We start from the raw sequence: 15,260 nt of genomic DNA on the forward strand, positions 1-15,260 counted from the left end.
ATTAATAGTCAGTAGTATTACCTAAACTCTTAATACGCTCTAAGGTTCCTGTTAAATTTTTTCTTTCATTTAAATCAAAATAAATAAGAGCACCAGCAACAACTGTTATAATACTTAGCAGGTATTGAAATAAAATACTTATCATATTTATAACAATTCCTATGGGGTCTATTAAGGCCTCTCCCATAGTACTAGGATCTATTTCTGCGGAAAATACTCCCATTTTAAAATACATATATATAGCAGAAGGAACACTAAAAGCATAACCTGCTACAAGTACAACAATACCTACAACTAATAGTGTTGCAAAGGTTATCCACCAGTAGTCTTTAACCAAAGTAAAACCATCACTAAAGGCATCACCAACACTTCTTTTATTGAAAATAAGTATACTAAAAGAAATACTTAGAGGAACATAAAGATATATTGATCCTAAGCCGCAAGGTATTAGTCCAATGATTAAACAGATACCTACTAAAAAAGAAAGTCCAATAAACTTCCAAAAGGTACCGTAAACTTCAGACTTTATTTGGTCAAAATTAGTAGTACCATTATTTTCTACATAACTTTTTATATAGTGCAGCGTTACAGATTGTGCCATAGCGTAAGCAACTCCCATAGATATAATAAAGAGCAAAGCAGATAACCCTATTAATAGAGCACTAGAAACTTGATCAGAGCTTTCTAAATTAAAGTTAATTATATTACTTACAGAGTGTGTGTAGAATGCATTGCACAATAAAAACACAATCAAGTACGGTCCTGCAATTTTAAAGAAAGTAGTAACAAATGGTTTTAATTGGCTTCTTAAAAAAGCAAAAGTATCTCCTAAGATTTCACCTAGATCTCTTTTCTTTTTAAACTCAACATAATTACTGTTCTGCATGTGTATTTTTTTTGTGTAATAAATATGGGTAAATAACGTAATAAAATAAAATTAATGCTAATGACGTTGTAATTATTACAATTGCAAGCCAATCTGGCATTTCTGTATGTCTTGTAACAAAGCCTTCTAAAAAGCCAGCTATAATAAAAAAAGGTACTGTAGAAAGCATTATTTTAAGCCCATTAACGGTTCCTCTTTTAAAAGATTCTATTCTTGTGTAAGTACCAGGAAAAAGAATACCCTTTGCTAGTACAAGTCCTGCACAACCCGCTATGACTATAACAGATATCTCAATGGTTCCGTGTATCCATATTGTTCTAGCAGACTCCCAAAGTAAGCCTTTTTCATAAAACATATACTGAAAACTGCCTAACATAATACCATTCTGCATCATTATAAATAAAGAACCAATACCCAGCAAAATTCCATATATAAAAGCCATCATGGCTACTTTTACGTTATTTATAGTTATACCTAAAAACATTTGAAATTCTCCTTGCTGTTTATACACAGCCATAGGGTCATCATTAGCTATGTTTTCTAAAGTCATATTTACATAACCATCTCCTAAAAAAGATCGAACAAAATCACCGTCATTGGCTGCAGAGAAAACTCCAACTAGCGTAAAAAATGCAAAAACAAGGAAGGCAATTAGCAATTCTCGACGATTATGGTAAAATAATGTAGGAAATTCTGTTTTCCAAAAGGTGATAATTCTGTTTTTTGGCTCCTTTTTGGTCTTATATATCTTTTGATGTGCTTCTGAAGCTAAAGAATTTAAAAAAAATGCAGTGTTACTGCCAGGGTAGAAAGTCTTGGCATAGCTAAGGTGATCGGTAATTTCGATATACAAATCAGACAATTTGTTTGGGTCAATTTCCGTTTTCTTTGCCAGGACACTTTCAAAAGTAGTCCATTTGTCTTTATTTTGCTTTACAAAGGCAGCTTCGCGCATTAGCTTTTAAGATTTGTACCAAAGAAACTAAAATATGAATGAAATTCAAATAGAAACTGCTCAAAATATTAGTATTCATCAGAATGCTGCACATTTGGGTGATAGAATGCTTGCCTTTATCATAGACAGCATTGTTATTTTTATTTATTCATTACTTATGTTTTTTCTTTTAGTTTATATGAACATAGTTTTTGAAGATGCTTGGCATTTGTACTTAATTGTTATGTTGCCATCTTTCTTTTATTATTTAATATTAGAAACCTTTATGAATGGAGCAACTGTAGGTAAGAGAATAATGTCTATTAGAGTGGTTAAAATAGATGGTTCTACTCCAAATTTCTCTAGTTATTTTATACGATGGATAATGCGTATTGTAGATGTAGCCCTATCTACAGGAGGTGTTGCAGTACTTACAATATTGTTAAGGGGTAACGGGCAACGATTGGGAGATATAGCGGCAGGTACGACGGTAATTACTGAAAAGAAAAAAATAAAATTAGAAGACACAATGGTTGCAAATTTACCTGAAAATTATAGGCCAAGCTACCCACAAGTAACTGTGTTTAAAGATGCAGAAATGCAAACTATTAAAGAGTTATATAGTTCTGCTAGAAAAAATGGAGACCATAATGTTATTGTTTCTTTATCAGAAAAAATAAAGGAAGTTACAAATATTACTACAGACAAAAAACCTTTGGAGTTTGTAGGTATCGTTATTAAAGATTATATCTTTTACACGCAAGAATTATAAGTTTATGTTTTATTTAGTCATTGATATTTTAGGAACTATAGCATTTGCTATTTCTGGTGTTTTGGTTGCTTTAGATAAAAAATTAGACCCGTTTGGTGTTTTTATTGTTGCTTTTGTAACTGCAGTTGGTGGTGGTACTTTAAGAGATTTGTTGTTAGGTAATACCCCTGTTACTTGGTTGTTACAACCTATTTACCTTTATACTATTTTAATTACAGTAGTACTTGCTATAATTTTTAGAAAGCAGTTAAAATATTTGCGTACATCTTTATTTATGTTTGATACCATTGGTATTGGCTTGTATACTTTAGCTGGAGTAGAAAAAGGTTTAGACGCAAATCTTATACCTGTAATGTGTGTTGTAATTGGTACTATTACGGCCTGTTTTGGAGGTGTTATAAGAGATATTTTATGTAACGAAATTCCTGTGATATTTAGAAAAGAAGTATACGCTACAGCCTGTATAATAGGAGCTGCTAGTTATTTTTTGTTGCTAAAACTACCAATAAAACCGACCTACATACAGGTTATCTGTATTCTAGTGGTAATTACGGTGCGTTTATTAGCTGTTAAATTTAAAATTGCATTGCCTACTATTTATCATAGTATAGCGACTGACGATACTAAGGAATAGTTGTACCTAAGCTAAAAGTTAATTATTTTACAACTTCGGCTTTAATAATAAATATGTTCTGTTTAGGCCAATCACCTTCGTCTACGGGTTGGCTGTTAATTATATCTACAACATCCATACCTTGTATGACGCGCCCAAACGGCGTATAATCACCATCTAAATGGTAAGAGCCAGGTTTAGTTACCACAATAAAAAACTCGTATGGTGATGCTAATTTATGTGGATTGTCATTTTCGCTACTAGGCATAGATATTACTCCCCTATGGTGTTTGTGTCCTTTTTTTGTGTCTGGCGGCAATAAATATCGCCCAATTTTACTTCTTTTTTTGCTTGTCTTAATATTGTCGGCATTACCACCTTGTATAATAAAGTTCTTTACGACTCTATGGAAATAGGTGTCGTTAAAATATCCTTTTTTGGTTAGGTATATAAAGTTGGCTCTATGGTATGGTACGTTCTCAAACAGTTCTAATGTAAAGCTACCTAAGTTTGTTGTAATCTTTACTTTGTTTTCTGTTAGCGTTTTATTGTACTCAAAGAAAAACGGAATTGCATTTTCTTCTGTTAGCTTAAATTCCGGTTCTTTTTTTGTAATTTTAGTACTATCAATAGTGACAGTGTCTTTTTTGATTTCAGTTTCTTGTACATTTTCCTGCTTTTTTGAAGCGTTATTACAACTAACTGTTAAAATTAATAGTAATATTATAGTGTAAGATAGTATCTTTGAATTCATGAATTTTGATGATTTTACCAAGCGAATTTCAAAAATAGAAAATCTTCCTTTATTGGGTGAAGAATCTCATAATAAAATGGCACCATCTATTCGGTTAGATGAGCTAAGTAGAATGAAAAATGAGAGGAAAACAGCTAAAAAGGCAGGTGTAATGGCTCTTTTTTATCCAACAGAGCAAAATAATACTAATTTGCTTTTAATGCTACGTAAAACGTATAAGGGTGTACACTCTAACCAAATAGGTTTTCCTGGAGGTAAAGTAGAAAAAGAGGATAAAAATTTGTTAGATACGGCTTTGCGCGAAACTTTTGAAGAAGTAGGCGTGCCACAGAATAGAGTAGAAGTAATGGGTAAATTATCTTCTATTTATATACCACCAAGTAATTTTGAAGTGCAACCGTATGTTGGATTATATCCTAATCCGGCTCCTTTTATAATTCAAGAATCAGAAGTAGCGCATTTAGTAGAGGTTTCTTTGCTAGATTTTATGGACGATAGTAAAATAAGTACTCAAAAATTATCTACATCTTATGCAGATAATATAGATGTACCAGCCTTTAAATTAAATGGTTACGTGGTTTGGGGTGCAACAGCTATGATTATGAGTGAATTGAAAGAACTATTAAAACAATTGTTATAGTAGTATAAATTTGTAGATTTGGCAACACAATAATAATTATGGGTTTATTTAAAAAGAATCCTTTTGGACATATACTATTTTTAAAAAAATGGTTAATACGTTTAGCGGCACTTATAACGCACCGTAGATACAAAGGGTTTAATAAATTAGAAATAGAAGGATCGCAAATACTTAGAGATTTGCCAGACAAAGGGGTGCTTTTTGTGTCTAACCACCAAACATATTTTGCAGATGTGGTTGCTATGTTTCACGTTTTTAATGCCAGTTTAAGTGGTAGAGAAGATAGTATTAAGAACATAGGTTACATTTGGAATCCTAAGCTTAATATGTATTATGTGGCTGCAGCAGAGACAATGAAAAAGAGTCTTTTAACTAAGATTTTGGCTTATGCAGGTTCTATAAGTATACAACGTACGTGGCGGGCAGATGGACAAGATGTAAAGAGACAAGTAAAAATGAGTGATATCTCTAATATTGGTACTGCTTTAGATGACGGGTGGGTTATTACTTTTCCACAAGGAACAACAACGCCGTGGAAGCCTTTACGTAAGGGTACAGCGCATATTATTAAAAAATACAGGCCTATTGTTGTGCCAGTTGTAATAGATGGTTTTAGACGCTCTTTTGATAAAAAAGGATTGCGTATTAAGAAAAAAGGAATATTACAGTCTATGGTTATTAAAGAACCACTAGATATAAATTATGATGACGAATCTTTTGACTCTATTATAGAAAAGTTAGGACATGCCATAGAGCAAGACCCTTCTTATTTAAAAGTAATTTCTAAAGCAGATTTAAAAGCATTAGAAGAAGAAAATAGATTAAGAAAATGGAAACTAGACTAACTTCTAGTAATCATTAGAAAAATATAAAGCCATCTACATTATGTAGGTGGTTTTTTTGTTGCACAAGTTTGTATTTCTATTGAACTAATAGGGGTTTAAACAGCTTTAGCAAATAGGGGCATTGCTAGTAGTTTGATAAATAAACTATTGCTTTATCTTAGTCTTGGACTAGACTAAGATTTGGTTTTATTTAAAGAGTCGTATTCTGGCTCTTTAATAAACTTTGGTTTAAGTGAGAGTTAGTAATCTTAGGCGTAAGAGTGTAATAGGTACAGTTAATGTTTTAATTGGCAAGTAGTGTACATAAAAAAAGACCGCCTTTAGAGCGGTCTTTTTTATATTTTTAAAAAATGAGTTTCTATAATTTAGAAAACATTTTTAACATTCTTTCGTTTTCTTCTTCAGCTAAAACAGGATCTACTAATATTCTACCACTGTGTTCATCTGTAATAATTTTTTTACGAGCAGCAATCTCTACTTGTACCTGTGGTGGTATTGTAAAGAAAGAACCTCCAGAAGCACCTCTTTCGATTGGCACAACAGCTAAACCATTTTTTACATTGGTTCTAATTCTTTTGTAAGCTTTTACTAAACGTTCTTCAATCTGATTTTCAAATTCTTCAGATTTCTTTAGCAATGCTTTCTCTTCTTTTTCTGTTTCAGCTAAGATTTCATTTAATTCACCTTTTTTGTGCTTTAAATGAGTGTCTTTAGCAGATAAACGCTCTTTAGTGCTAGAAATTACTTGTTTCTTTTGCTCTATTTGCGCTTTAAATTCTTTAATGTTTTTCTCAGCTAATTGTATTTCCAATTCCTGAAATTCAACTTCTTTAGATAAAGAATTAAATTCACGACTGTTTCTTACATTCTTTTGTTGTTCAGCGTATTTTTTAATTAAGCCTTTAGCTTCTTCAATTAAATTTTTCTTCGCTGTTATCTCAAAATTAACTGTTTCTACATCAGTTTTTAATTTGTCCAATCTAGTTTTAAGTCCTAAAACTTCATCTTCCAAATCTTCTACTTCCAACGGGAGTTCACCCCTAACGTTTCTTATCTCATCGACTCTAGAATCAATTAATTGCAAATCATATATTGCTCTTAATTTTTCTTCTACCGTTGTTTCTTTCTTTTTTGCCATATTTTAAAAATACTTGATAGGATTTGTAATGCTCTCCGATAAAGAGACTGCAAAATTAGGAATTTTTTTCGTAAGAATCTCTACTAAAAGATTTTTTGTAAACTGCTCTGTTTCAAAGTGTCCTATATCTGCTAAAATTAACTTGCTTTCTGCCTCGTAAAATTGATGGTATTTAAGGTCTGCAGTTATAAAAATATCAGCACCTACAGCCTTTGCGGCATTTATAGCAAAAGAACCGCTACCTCCCAAAACTGCAACTTTTTTTATTTTTTTATTTAGTAAATTAGAGTGTCTAATACACGCTACATTCATCTTATTCTTTACTTCTTGTAAAAAATCGACTTCATTTAAGGCGTTTTCTAGTTCGCCAACCATTCCCATACCTATATTTTGGTTTGTGTTTTCTAGGGTTGTAATTTCATATGCAACCTCTTCATAAGAATGATTTTTAAAAAGAGCTTTTAAAATAGCACGCTCTTTGGCTTTTTCAAAAGTTACATTTATTTGGGTCTCTTCTTCTGTTTTTGTTTCTCCTATTTTTCCAATTGTAGGGTTGGCATTAGTATTAGGATTAAAACTTCCTAAGCCGCTTGTGGTAAAACTGCAATTGCTATAGTTGCCAATAGTACCTGCCCCGGCTATAAATAAGGCTTCTTTTAATTTTTCGGCTTCATTTTTAGGTGCGTAGGTAGTCAATTTTTTTATGGTTCCTTTTTGAGGAATTAAAATTTTAGTATTTGTAAGACCTAAAACTTCACAAATTTTTGCGTTTACACCTTTGTTACTATTGTCTAGGGCGGTGTGCATACTATAGATAGCAATATCGTTTTTAATAGCTTTTAGAACAACACGCTCTACGTAATTTCTGCCCGTAATTTTTTTTAAACCAGAAAATATAATAGGATGAAAACTTAAGATTAGGTTACAGTTTTTTGCAATAGCTTCATCTACAACATTTTCTAATGTATCTAGTGTTGCAAGTACGCCTGTAACTTCTGCGGTTGCATCGCCAACTAATAGGCCTACATTATCAAAATCTTCTGCGTAATTTAGCGGCGCAAAATCCTCTATAATGTTTGTAATTTCTTTTACAGTCATTTTTGGTAGCTTTAATGGTTTTCAAAGATAAAATATTTACTTTCGTTCTTATGCAACTCCTCAGAAAAATAGCATTTCCTTTTTCCTTAGTTTACGCTTTGGTAGTTTACTTGCGCAATTATTTATTTAAAATAGGTATCTTATCTTCTAAATCTTTTAAAACTACAACTATTTGTGTTGGAAACCTAAGTGCTGGCGGTACAGGAAAAACACCAATGATAGAGCTTTTAATTTCTGGATTAGAGCAACAATATAAAATTGCGGTTTTAAGTAGGGGATATGGTCGTAAATCTAAAGGGTTGTTACTAGCAGACACAAATACAACGGTGGAGGAGTTAGGAGATGAGCCTTATCAGATTTATAAAAAATACCCGGCTATAACTATGGTTGTGGATGGAGATAGAAGAAGAGGTATTGCTGCAATAGAACAAGAGGTTAAGTCAGATGTTATTTTGTTAGATGATGCCTATCAGCATAGAAAAGTAAAACCAACGTTTAATATTTTATTAACGGCGTATTCTAATTTGTATGTAGACGATTGGTATTTGCCAACAGGTAATTTACGAGATGCAAAAAACCAGGCTAAACGAGCAAACATAATTATTGTGACCAAATGCCCTGAAGGTATTAATGAAACAAAACGTAATAGAATAAAGGCTAAGCTAAAGCCAAATGAAAATCAAAAATTATTTTTTGCTTCGTTAAGCTATAATCTGGAATTGAAAGGATATAAAACTCCTTTGTCTTTGTCTAGCTTAAAAGGAAAAAAAGTAACGCTTGTTACGGGTATTGCAAATCCAGATCCGCTTATAGCATTTTTAAAAGAACAAAATATAGTATTTGATCATTTAGCGTATAGCGATCATCATTTTTTTACCGAAGCAGAGATAAAGAGCTTTGCAGCTAAAGAATTTGTTTTAACCACAGAGAAGGATTTTGTTAGGTTAGAAGATAAGTTTTCTAACCTATGTTATATAGAGGTGCAACATAAATTACTAAATAATGAGAAAGAAACTTTATTAACAGCTGTAAAGGCTGTTATTCAGTAGTTTTTTTGTTGAAAATATTTTCTCCTATTTTTTGGTAGAAATACTCAGGTTTAAACGGTTTGGTTACAATATCGTCACACCCAGCGGCATAGAAATTCTCTACGCTGTCATCTAAGGAAATTGCTGTTAATGCTATAATAGGTATTTCTGTATTAAATTTACGAATCTCTATTGTGGCTTCTACGCCACTAATACCTGGCATATGTATATCCATTAAAATAGCATCGTAATTGTTGATTTTGGTAAGCTCTACACCTTCTGTACCGTTATTGGCAATATCACTTGTCATTCCTTTTTTAGAAAGCATTTTCTTGGTAATTACTTGGTTTATTTTATTGTCTTCTACAATAAGCAAGTGTAAACCTTCAAAAATAAATTCTCTTGGTGTGTATTCTTCTTCTGGGTTGTCTATATTCTGATCTTTACAGACCAACTTTATTTCAAAACTAAAAGCAGAGCCAACACCTTTTTTACTTTCTAAATTTATATCACTACCAAATAAGCCTAAAAGATTTTTTACAATGGTAAGACCAAGCCCTGTGCCACCGTATTCTCTGTTAATTTGTATAGAGCCTTGTTCAAAACTATCAAAAATATTTTCTTGTAATTCTTCAGAAATGCCAATACCTGTATCTTTTACTTCAAAGTATATAGTACAAATGTCCTCAACTCTTTTTACTTCTTTTACGGTAACTACAACAGAGCCATTTTTAGTAAATTTTATAGCGTTACCAATAAGATTTATAAGTATCTGAGATATTTTTATAGGGTCTCCTAAATGAGCTCTAGACATATTTTTGTCGTATGCTAGAGTTAAAGTGGTGTTGTTAGATTTAGCACTTTGTTGAAGTGAATCTATAACATCTCTTATTGTTTTTTTTAGGTTGAATTCTATTTGTAGTGTTTCTAGTTTTTGAGCATCAATTTTATTAACCTGAAGAATATCGTTTATAAAGTTTAAAAGGTAGTCTCCGGAAAATTTTAAAGACTTTAAATGATCTTTTTGGTTCGGAGTAGGGTTTTCTTCTAATAACAAATTAGTTAAACCAGTTACAGCATATAAAGGTGTCCGTAGTTCGTGACTAACGGTAGATAAGAAATTAGTTTTAGCTTCCATAGCCTTGACTGCTTTGTCTTTTGCAATCTCTAATTCTGTATTTGTTTTTTGTAGTAAATTATTGGTTTTTATTTTTATCTGGTTGTTTCTGTATAAAGATACAGCTAGTAAAGAAATAATAACCAAGATGGCAAAAGCAACAATGTTTGTGCTTTCAGATCTTGTTATAGATTGTTCTTGCTCTAAGTTTTTTTTAACCAAACTTTTTACATCTTCTTCTAAGCCTTCTATATGTATGTCGTTAGCGGTTCTTTCTTTCGCTTTAACATTAATAACGCCATAAAGAGAGTCTTTTATGTAAATTAAATCTTTATTGGCTTTAAGTGAAGCACTGTAATCTCCTATATCTTCATAAGCCGAGCTTAATAAGGTATTAGCCTCTAAAAGTTCTTTTATAAATCCACTCTTTTTAGCAAGAGGTAATGCCTCTAGACAATATTTTATACAATCTTCAGGATTATCTAAGGAGTTAATTTTAGCAAGACCTAGGTAACCTTGTGTAGAGAAATAGTCTTTCTCGTAAATATCAGAATTTACAATTAAAGCATTATAATATCTAGATGCCTTTAAAAAGTTGGTTTTTTGAAAGTTGATATTTGCTTGCGTTAAAGCAATACGATTAAGTAAATTACGGTCATTACTTAATCTTTTAGCTTCTGATAATTTTTCTTCAGCCTGAAAATTATTTTTATCTAAATAAAGGTATATGGCTTCTAAATATTTACTTTCACTAGAGCCATATGGATATGCAATATTCCTTAATAGTACTTTGGTGCGTTCCCAGTAAAATCTAGATCTATCAACATTATTAAGTTTTAAGTATAAAAAAGCATAATGGTGAAAACAATCTATTAGCCCTTTTTCATCCTCGTTTTTTTCTGCATATTCAGTAGCTTTTTGTATAGCTTGTAAAGCTTGTACTATATTATCCTGATTTTTATATTTTCGAGCTACAGAAAAATGGTAATCTAAATCTTTTAATGCAACAGGTGAGTCTTGAGAATGGACGTAAGTAAACAGCAAGAAACTAAGGATAGTTACAAGCAGAGTTTTGTGTGCTACTTTTGTGCGTTTACTTTTCAAATATATTTTTTATTAATCAATAAGTTTATAAGGTCAATAATTCTACTGCTATAACCAGTTTCATTATCATACCAACCAATAACTTTTACCATTTTACCAATAACAGAAGTCATCTGAGAATCAAACGTACAGGAATAAGAACTATTGTTTACATCTATAGAAACAATAGGATCTTCGGTGTAATGCATAATTTCTTTTAAACTATTCGCAGAATAATCTTTAAAAGCATTATTAATTTCAGCAATGGAAGTTTCTTTTTTCACGTTAAAAGTAATATCTGTTAAAGATCCATTTGCTACAGGTACACGTATGCCACAACCTCCAATAACATTTGCTAAATCTGGAAATATTTTGGTTAAAGCTCTAGCGGCTCCTGTGGTTGTGGGTATTATAGATTGCCCAGCAGCTCTTGCTCTGCGTAAATCTCTATGTGGTTGGTCATGTAAACTTTGATCTGTGGTGTACGAGTGTATTGTAGTAATATACGCTTGCTCTATACCACACAAATCGTGTATAACTTTAACCATTGGTGCAGCATTGTTGGTAGTGCAAGAAGCATTAGATATAATAGTATCATCCTTAGTAATATCTGAATGATTAATACCGTAAACTATCATTTTTATAGAATTGTCTACTGGCGGAACAGATAAAATAACTTTTTTTGCTCCGTTTTTTATATGATAATTTAAATCATCAGTAGTTTTAAACTTACCTGAAGATTCTACTACTAGATCTACATTGTTTTTACTCCAAGGAATATCTTTAGGAGAACTAGCATTAGTTAAAGCAATGACATGGCCATTTACTATAATTGTACTTTCTGTACTAGAAATCTCTTCTTTAAAAACACCGTGAATACTATCATACTTTAATAGATGTGCTAATGTTTGTGCATTTGCTAAATCATTAATAGCAACTACATTTATGTGTGGGTGTTGTTGTAGTAGTCTAAAAAGGGTACGACCAATTCTACCAAAACCGTTGATGCCTATATTTATTTTTTTCATTTTAATACGAAAAAATAATCCTTAAATAAATTAATATGTATGCAGGTAAACTTTAACTGTTTTAGTTAATATGTTTATGCGCTTTGTATGATGAACGAACTAGTGCGCCACTTTCTACGTGTCTAAAGCCCATTTCTAATCCTAATTCCTCATACTTTTTAAATTGTGCTGGTAAAATAAATTCCTTAACAGGAAGATGTTTTTTAGAGGGTTGTAGGTATTGACCAATAGTTACAACGTCTACGTTGGCACTTCTAAGATCTTCCATAACCTTTATAACTTCGTCTTCTTGCTCTCCTAGACCTAGCATAATTCCAGATTTAGTTCTTCTGGCGCCATTGTCTTTTAAGTAACGTAAAACATCTAAACTTCTTTCGTATTTAGCTTGTATACGTACTTCTCTAGTTAGTCTTTTTACGGTTTCCATGTTGTGAGAAATAACCTCAGGAGCAACCTCTAAAATACGATCTAGATGTGTACCCATTCCTTGAAAATCTGGAATAAGTGTTTCTAAAGTCGTTTCGGGGTTCATTCTTCTTATGGCCTTAACAGTTTCTGCCCATATAATAGAACCCATATCTTTTAAGTCATCTCTATCTACAGAAGTAATTACAGCATGTTTAATGCTCATAATCTTAATAGAACGTGCAACTTTTTCTGGTTCCTCCCAATCTACATCTTCAGGTCTGCCTGTTTTAACACCACAAAAACCACATGATCTTGTACATACGTTACCTAAGATCATAAAAGTAGCAGTTCCTTCTCCCCAACATTCTCCCATATTAGGGCAGCTACCAGAAGTACAGATAGTGTTTAGGCTGTATTTATCTACTAAGCCTCTTAACTGTGTATACTTTTTACCAGTAGGTAGCTTAACTCGTAACCATTTTGGTTTTCCTTTAGGTGGGTGTACGTTTTCTGCAGTAGTAGTACTCATAAAAATATTTTGTGCAAATATACGAACAAAATAGTGTTAGTTATAATAGAGTAGAGGTCAAGATTTACCTTTTGTTTTTATAATTTCTGCAAGTAACTTTTTTGCTCTTAGAAGCTTTACCTTAACGCTGTTCATAGGCTCGTTAAGTTCTGTTGCTATGTCTGCATAACTCAGTTCGTTAAAGTAACGAAGGTTTATAATTCTTTGATAAGCGGGTTTTAGCTTCTTAATATCGTGTAGTAGATTAGCTAAGTTTTGATCTATTATAAGTTGATCTTCAATTGTGGGTGCATCATCTAATACTTTTATAGCATCGCCATTGCCGTAATTCATATTTTCTAGAACACTTTTTTTTCGTTTTCTAAATAAATCAACATGAAGATTTTTAGCAATTGTTATAAGCCAAGTTTTAAACTTGTAGCTCATATCATAGGTGTCTATTTTATCAAAAGCTTTAGAGAAAGTCTGTATAGTTAGGTCTTCTGCGTCATTTTCGTTTTCTGTTCTAACAAGTAAGAAACCGTAAACATCATTCCAAAATGTATCTAAGAGGTTGCTAAAAGCAATTTGGTTACCCGCCTTGGCTTTTAGTAAATTTGGAACAAGTTCTTCTTCAGTAATTTTCATAAAAAAAGGCAAATTTGCATTTGCCTATTGTATTTCTGTTGATGCCTCCTTTTTGCAATCTTGCTCCGCAGGGAGTTTGCCGCACATACCGCAAGCTTGTCCATCTTGATTTAAAAATGGACTTTGGCTAGCACACGTCCCTGCAAATTTGCCATCTTTCTTCGCCCATATTTTAATTGCAATTCCAGCAAAACCTAGACTTAATAAGCCTATGGTTATTAAAACTAATTTCATAACTAAATTTTAGGCAAAGATACTAATTATAGCTTTTATATGTATATACTTTAACGTTAGTTTGCATATGATATATTAGCTACAATATTTTCTACTGTTGGTGTTTTGTTGCCACCTTTAGGTTCTATTGTTATATAACCTACTGCATTATCCCCGTATGGCAATGCCAGTAATTTGTCTTTATCACTTATGTCTTTAATGATACCAATGTTTATCATTTTACCATCTACTTCTGCCCACATTTGTAAGCATTTGTCTTCTGGTAAATTAGGTATGTTTTTAACATTTATATACGATAATTTTTTTACAGGATTTATGTAAGCAACAGCTTTTAATTCTTTTGCCTTTGTATTTCCTTTTACATTGTACCTTTTTGTTTTTGGATTGTTAAGAACAATAAATTGGTTCCTAACATCCTCTAACTGTTGTCTCATATTGTCTTCAATAGTCTTCATCTTATTGTTAACAATAGTATTTTCTTCTTTTAAAGATTTATTTTGATTCCAAAAGAAGAATGAAGCTGCAGCAAAAAGAAAAGCCAACGAACAAGCAACGGCTATATACCTATAGAACTTGCTGTGCGATTTTTTCTCTGCTTTAACTCTGTTTAGGATTTTGTTTTTTAATCCGTCTGGAGTCTCCATAGCGTGTAACTTAGCAAAAATTTCTAAGTTATCTTGTAATTCAATGTAGGTTTTATTAACCTCAGGGTGTATAGCTATGTAGCGCTCTACTTTAAGTGTCTCTTCTGTAGATGTAGTTCCTAAAAGATATTTTTCTAGTAGGTCTGACTCTAAGAATTTTTTTATTTTATCTGTCATAACAAAAATATTATAAATAAAGTTAATGCCGTAGAGCCGTAAATTTTCTTTAGTTCTCTAAGCCCTATTTTTAATCTAGACTTTATTGTACCTAAAGGAATGTTTAGCTCTTCACTAGCCTCTTGTTGGGTCATCCCTTCAAAAAATAAGGCTTCCAGTACTATTTGATATTTAGGTTCTAACTTATTTAAGTTGTCCTTAACATCCATTAATTCTGGCTTAGTGCTTTCTATGCCTAAATTATATACGTCTGAAACATCTATTTGGATCTCCTTATCTGATTTTGTGTTTACACTTCTAAGTTTATCTATAGCAGTATTACGTGTTATTCTAAATAACCAGGTAAATAGCTTCGCCTTAGAAGAGTCGTAAGAATCTGCTTTTTTCCAGATTTTAACAAAACTTTCTTGTAGCACGTCCTGTGCTAGCTCTTCGTTTCTAACAACTTTATTGGCAACCCCAAATAAAGTATCACCGTAATGATCGTACAATAAAGATATTGCTTTTTCATCTCGGTCTTGTAGTAACTCTACAATATGTTTTTCAAGTAGTGTACTCATATAGTTGTGTTGCGCTAATTTTTGTAATTTTTTTTACAATGCGGCATCCAAATATACATTATGCAACGTATATAGTTAAACGCAAGATTACAAAATTGATTGCGATAATAAAAATATTTACAACTTAAGTAGGCAGCTGGTTACT

The 15,260-nt window shown here is 31.9% G+C and carries 17 protein-coding genes; 5 read left to right on the forward strand and 12 right to left on the reverse strand.

All coding sequences use genetic code 11. The features are described 5' to 3' along the window. Position 1: 1 nt before the first annotated feature. Both M4I21_RS09275 and M4I21_RS09280 read right to left on the reverse strand, forming a co-directional pair. Entirely contained in the window at positions 2–886 is an 885-nt protein-coding gene (locus tag M4I21_RS09275; protein ID WP_249558846.1) for a hypothetical protein, read from the reverse strand. Beyond that, positions 873–1,841 carry a stage II sporulation protein M gene (locus M4I21_RS09280; protein ID WP_249558847.1) on the reverse strand — a complete coding sequence of 323 codons (969 nt, stop codon included), beginning with the start codon at positions 1,839–1,841 and terminating at the stop codon, positions 873–875. The genes M4I21_RS09275 and M4I21_RS09280 overlap by 14 nt, the downstream gene beginning before the upstream one ends. 34 nt (positions 1,842–1,875) lie before the next feature. On the opposite strand from M4I21_RS09280, the gene M4I21_RS09285 reads away from it, so the two are divergent. After that, complete coding sequence (locus M4I21_RS09285; protein ID WP_249558848.1) at positions 1,876–2,592, forward strand: RDD family protein; 717 nt, start codon at positions 1,876–1,878, stop codon at positions 2,590–2,592. A 4-nt stretch (positions 2,593–2,596) separates the two neighbouring features. Beyond that, positions 2,597–3,226 carry a trimeric intracellular cation channel family protein gene (locus M4I21_RS09290; RefSeq protein WP_249558849.1) on the forward strand — a complete coding sequence of 210 codons (630 nt, stop codon included), beginning with the start codon at positions 2,597–2,599 and terminating at the stop codon, positions 3,224–3,226. Between the two features lie 22 nt (positions 3,227–3,248). On the opposite strand, the gene M4I21_RS09295 is transcribed toward M4I21_RS09290, so the two are convergent. Beyond that, positions 3,249–3,959: a peptidylprolyl isomerase gene (locus M4I21_RS09295; RefSeq protein WP_249558850.1), complete on the reverse strand. Its 711-nt coding sequence runs from the start codon at positions 3,957–3,959 to the stop codon at positions 3,249–3,251. On the opposite strand from M4I21_RS09295, the gene M4I21_RS09300 reads away from it, so the two are divergent. Further along, complete coding sequence (locus M4I21_RS09300) at positions 3,958–4,599, forward strand: NUDIX hydrolase (protein WP_249558851.1); 642 nt, start codon at positions 3,958–3,960, stop codon at positions 4,597–4,599. The genes M4I21_RS09295 and M4I21_RS09300 overlap by 2 nt on opposite strands. Positions 4,600–4,637: 38 nt before the next feature. Further along, positions 4,638–5,444: a lysophospholipid acyltransferase family protein gene (locus M4I21_RS09305; protein WP_249558852.1), complete on the forward strand. Its 807-nt coding sequence runs from the start codon at positions 4,638–4,640 to the stop codon at positions 5,442–5,444. Between the two features lie 358 nt (positions 5,445–5,802). Here M4I21_RS09305 and M4I21_RS09310 read toward each other — a convergent pair whose 3' ends face one another. Both M4I21_RS09310 and M4I21_RS09315 read right to left on the reverse strand, forming a co-directional pair. Next, positions 5,803–6,582: a zinc ribbon domain-containing protein gene (locus M4I21_RS09310; RefSeq protein WP_249558853.1), complete on the reverse strand. Its 780-nt coding sequence runs from the start codon at positions 6,580–6,582 to the stop codon at positions 5,803–5,805. A gap of 3 nt (positions 6,583–6,585) precedes the next feature. Next, positions 6,586–7,680 carry a Nif3-like dinuclear metal center hexameric protein gene (locus M4I21_RS09315; protein ID WP_249558854.1) on the reverse strand — a complete coding sequence of 365 codons (1,095 nt, stop codon included), beginning with the start codon at positions 7,678–7,680 and terminating at the stop codon, positions 6,586–6,588. A gap of 50 nt (positions 7,681–7,730) precedes the next feature. Here M4I21_RS09315 and lpxK point away from each other — a divergent pair, with 50 nt between their 5' ends. Beyond that, positions 7,731–8,729, forward strand: a complete 999-nt coding sequence (gene lpxK / locus M4I21_RS09320; protein ID WP_249558855.1) for a tetraacyldisaccharide 4'-kinase — start codon at positions 7,731–7,733, stop codon at positions 8,727–8,729. On the opposite strand, the gene M4I21_RS09325 is transcribed toward lpxK, so the two are convergent. The 7 genes from M4I21_RS09325 to M4I21_RS09355 all read right to left on the reverse strand — a co-directional run bounded on the left by M4I21_RS09325 (position 8,719) and on the right by M4I21_RS09355 (position 15,115). Continuing rightward, positions 8,719–10,929: a tetratricopeptide repeat-containing hybrid sensor histidine kinase/response regulator gene (locus M4I21_RS09325; protein WP_249558856.1), complete on the reverse strand. Its 2,211-nt coding sequence runs from the start codon at positions 10,927–10,929 to the stop codon at positions 8,719–8,721. The two genes, lpxK and M4I21_RS09325, sit on opposite strands and share 11 nt — an antisense overlap. Continuing rightward, positions 10,926–11,936 carry a type I glyceraldehyde-3-phosphate dehydrogenase gene (gene gap / locus M4I21_RS09330; protein ID WP_249558857.1) on the reverse strand — a complete coding sequence of 337 codons (1,011 nt, stop codon included), beginning with the start codon at positions 11,934–11,936 and terminating at the stop codon, positions 10,926–10,928. Before gap ends, M4I21_RS09325 begins: the two co-directional genes overlap by 4 nt. Before the next feature lie 61 nt (positions 11,937–11,997). After that, the gene (lipA, locus tag M4I21_RS09335; RefSeq protein ID WP_249558858.1) at positions 11,998–12,873 is read right to left on the reverse strand and encodes a lipoyl synthase; all 876 of its coding nucleotides are present in this window, start codon (positions 12,871–12,873) and stop codon (positions 11,998–12,000) included. A gap of 57 nt (positions 12,874–12,930) precedes the next feature. Then, positions 12,931–13,500 (reverse strand): RNA polymerase sigma factor, encoded by a 570-nt coding sequence (locus M4I21_RS09340; RefSeq protein WP_249558859.1) that lies wholly within the window; start codon positions 13,498–13,500, stop codon positions 12,931–12,933. 24 nt (positions 13,501–13,524) lie between these two features. Continuing rightward, a complete protein-coding gene (locus M4I21_RS09345) occupies positions 13,525–13,734 on the reverse strand; it encodes a membrane or secreted protein (RefSeq protein ID WP_072302752.1) in 210 nt (69 codons plus the stop codon). Positions 13,735–13,790: 56 nt separating this feature from the next. Then, positions 13,791–14,555 (reverse strand): anti-sigma factor, encoded by a 765-nt coding sequence (locus M4I21_RS09350; RefSeq protein ID WP_249558860.1) that lies wholly within the window; start codon positions 14,553–14,555, stop codon positions 13,791–13,793. Next, positions 14,552–15,115, reverse strand: coding sequence for an RNA polymerase sigma factor (locus M4I21_RS09355; RefSeq protein WP_249558861.1), 564 nt, complete (start codon positions 15,113–15,115; stop codon positions 14,552–14,554). The genes M4I21_RS09350 and M4I21_RS09355 overlap by 4 nt, the downstream gene beginning before the upstream one ends. Between the last annotated feature and the right edge of the window lie 145 nt (positions 15,116–15,260).

This window comes from Cellulophaga sp. 20_2_10 (assembly GCF_023476645.1).
In the GTDB taxonomy this organism is placed as follows: Bacteria; Bacteroidota; Bacteroidia; order Flavobacteriales; family Flavobacteriaceae; genus Cellulophaga.

Bases quoted from the DNA above. Each gene is read 5' to 3' on its own strand.
- M4I21_RS09300 (WP_249558851.1), top strand. From the start codon at position 3,958: ATGAATTTTGATGATTTTACCAAGCGAATTTCAAAAATAGAAAATCTT.
- gap (WP_249558857.1), bottom strand. From the start codon at position 11,936: ATGAAAAAAATAAATATAGGCATCAACGGTTTTGGTAGAATTGGTCGT.
- M4I21_RS09275 (WP_249558846.1), bottom strand. From the start codon at position 886: ATGCAGAACAGTAATTATGTTGAGTTTAAAAAGAAAAGAGATCTAGGT.
- M4I21_RS09310 (WP_249558853.1), bottom strand. From the start codon at position 6,582: ATGGCAAAAAAGAAAGAAACAACGGTAGAAGAAAAATTAAGAGCAATA.
- lipA (WP_249558858.1), bottom strand. From the start codon at position 12,873: ATGAGTACTACTACTGCAGAAAACGTACACCCACCTAAAGGAAAACCA.
- M4I21_RS09285 (WP_249558848.1), top strand. From the start codon at position 1,876: ATGAATGAAATTCAAATAGAAACTGCTCAAAATATTAGTATTCATCAG.
- M4I21_RS09305 (WP_249558852.1), top strand. From the start codon at position 4,638: ATGGGTTTATTTAAAAAGAATCCTTTTGGACATATACTATTTTTAAAA.
- M4I21_RS09345 (WP_072302752.1), bottom strand. From the start codon at position 13,734: ATGAAATTAGTTTTAATAACCATAGGCTTATTAAGTCTAGGTTTTGCT.
- M4I21_RS09340 (WP_249558859.1), bottom strand. From the start codon at position 13,500: ATGAAAATTACTGAAGAAGAACTTGTTCCAAATTTACTAAAAGCCAAG.
- M4I21_RS09280 (WP_249558847.1), bottom strand. From the start codon at position 1,841: ATGCGCGAAGCTGCCTTTGTAAAGCAAAATAAAGACAAATGGACTACT.
- M4I21_RS09295 (WP_249558850.1), bottom strand. From the start codon at position 3,959: ATGAATTCAAAGATACTATCTTACACTATAATATTACTATTAATTTTA.
- M4I21_RS09290 (WP_249558849.1), top strand. From the start codon at position 2,597: ATGTTTTATTTAGTCATTGATATTTTAGGAACTATAGCATTTGCTATT.
- M4I21_RS09355 (WP_249558861.1), bottom strand. From the start codon at position 15,115: ATGAGTACACTACTTGAAAAACATATTGTAGAGTTACTACAAGACCGA.
- M4I21_RS09315 (WP_249558854.1), bottom strand. From the start codon at position 7,680: ATGACTGTAAAAGAAATTACAAACATTATAGAGGATTTTGCGCCGCTA.
- lpxK (WP_249558855.1), top strand. From the start codon at position 7,731: ATGCAACTCCTCAGAAAAATAGCATTTCCTTTTTCCTTAGTTTACGCT.
- M4I21_RS09350 (WP_249558860.1), bottom strand. From the start codon at position 14,555: ATGACAGATAAAATAAAAAAATTCTTAGAGTCAGACCTACTAGAAAAA.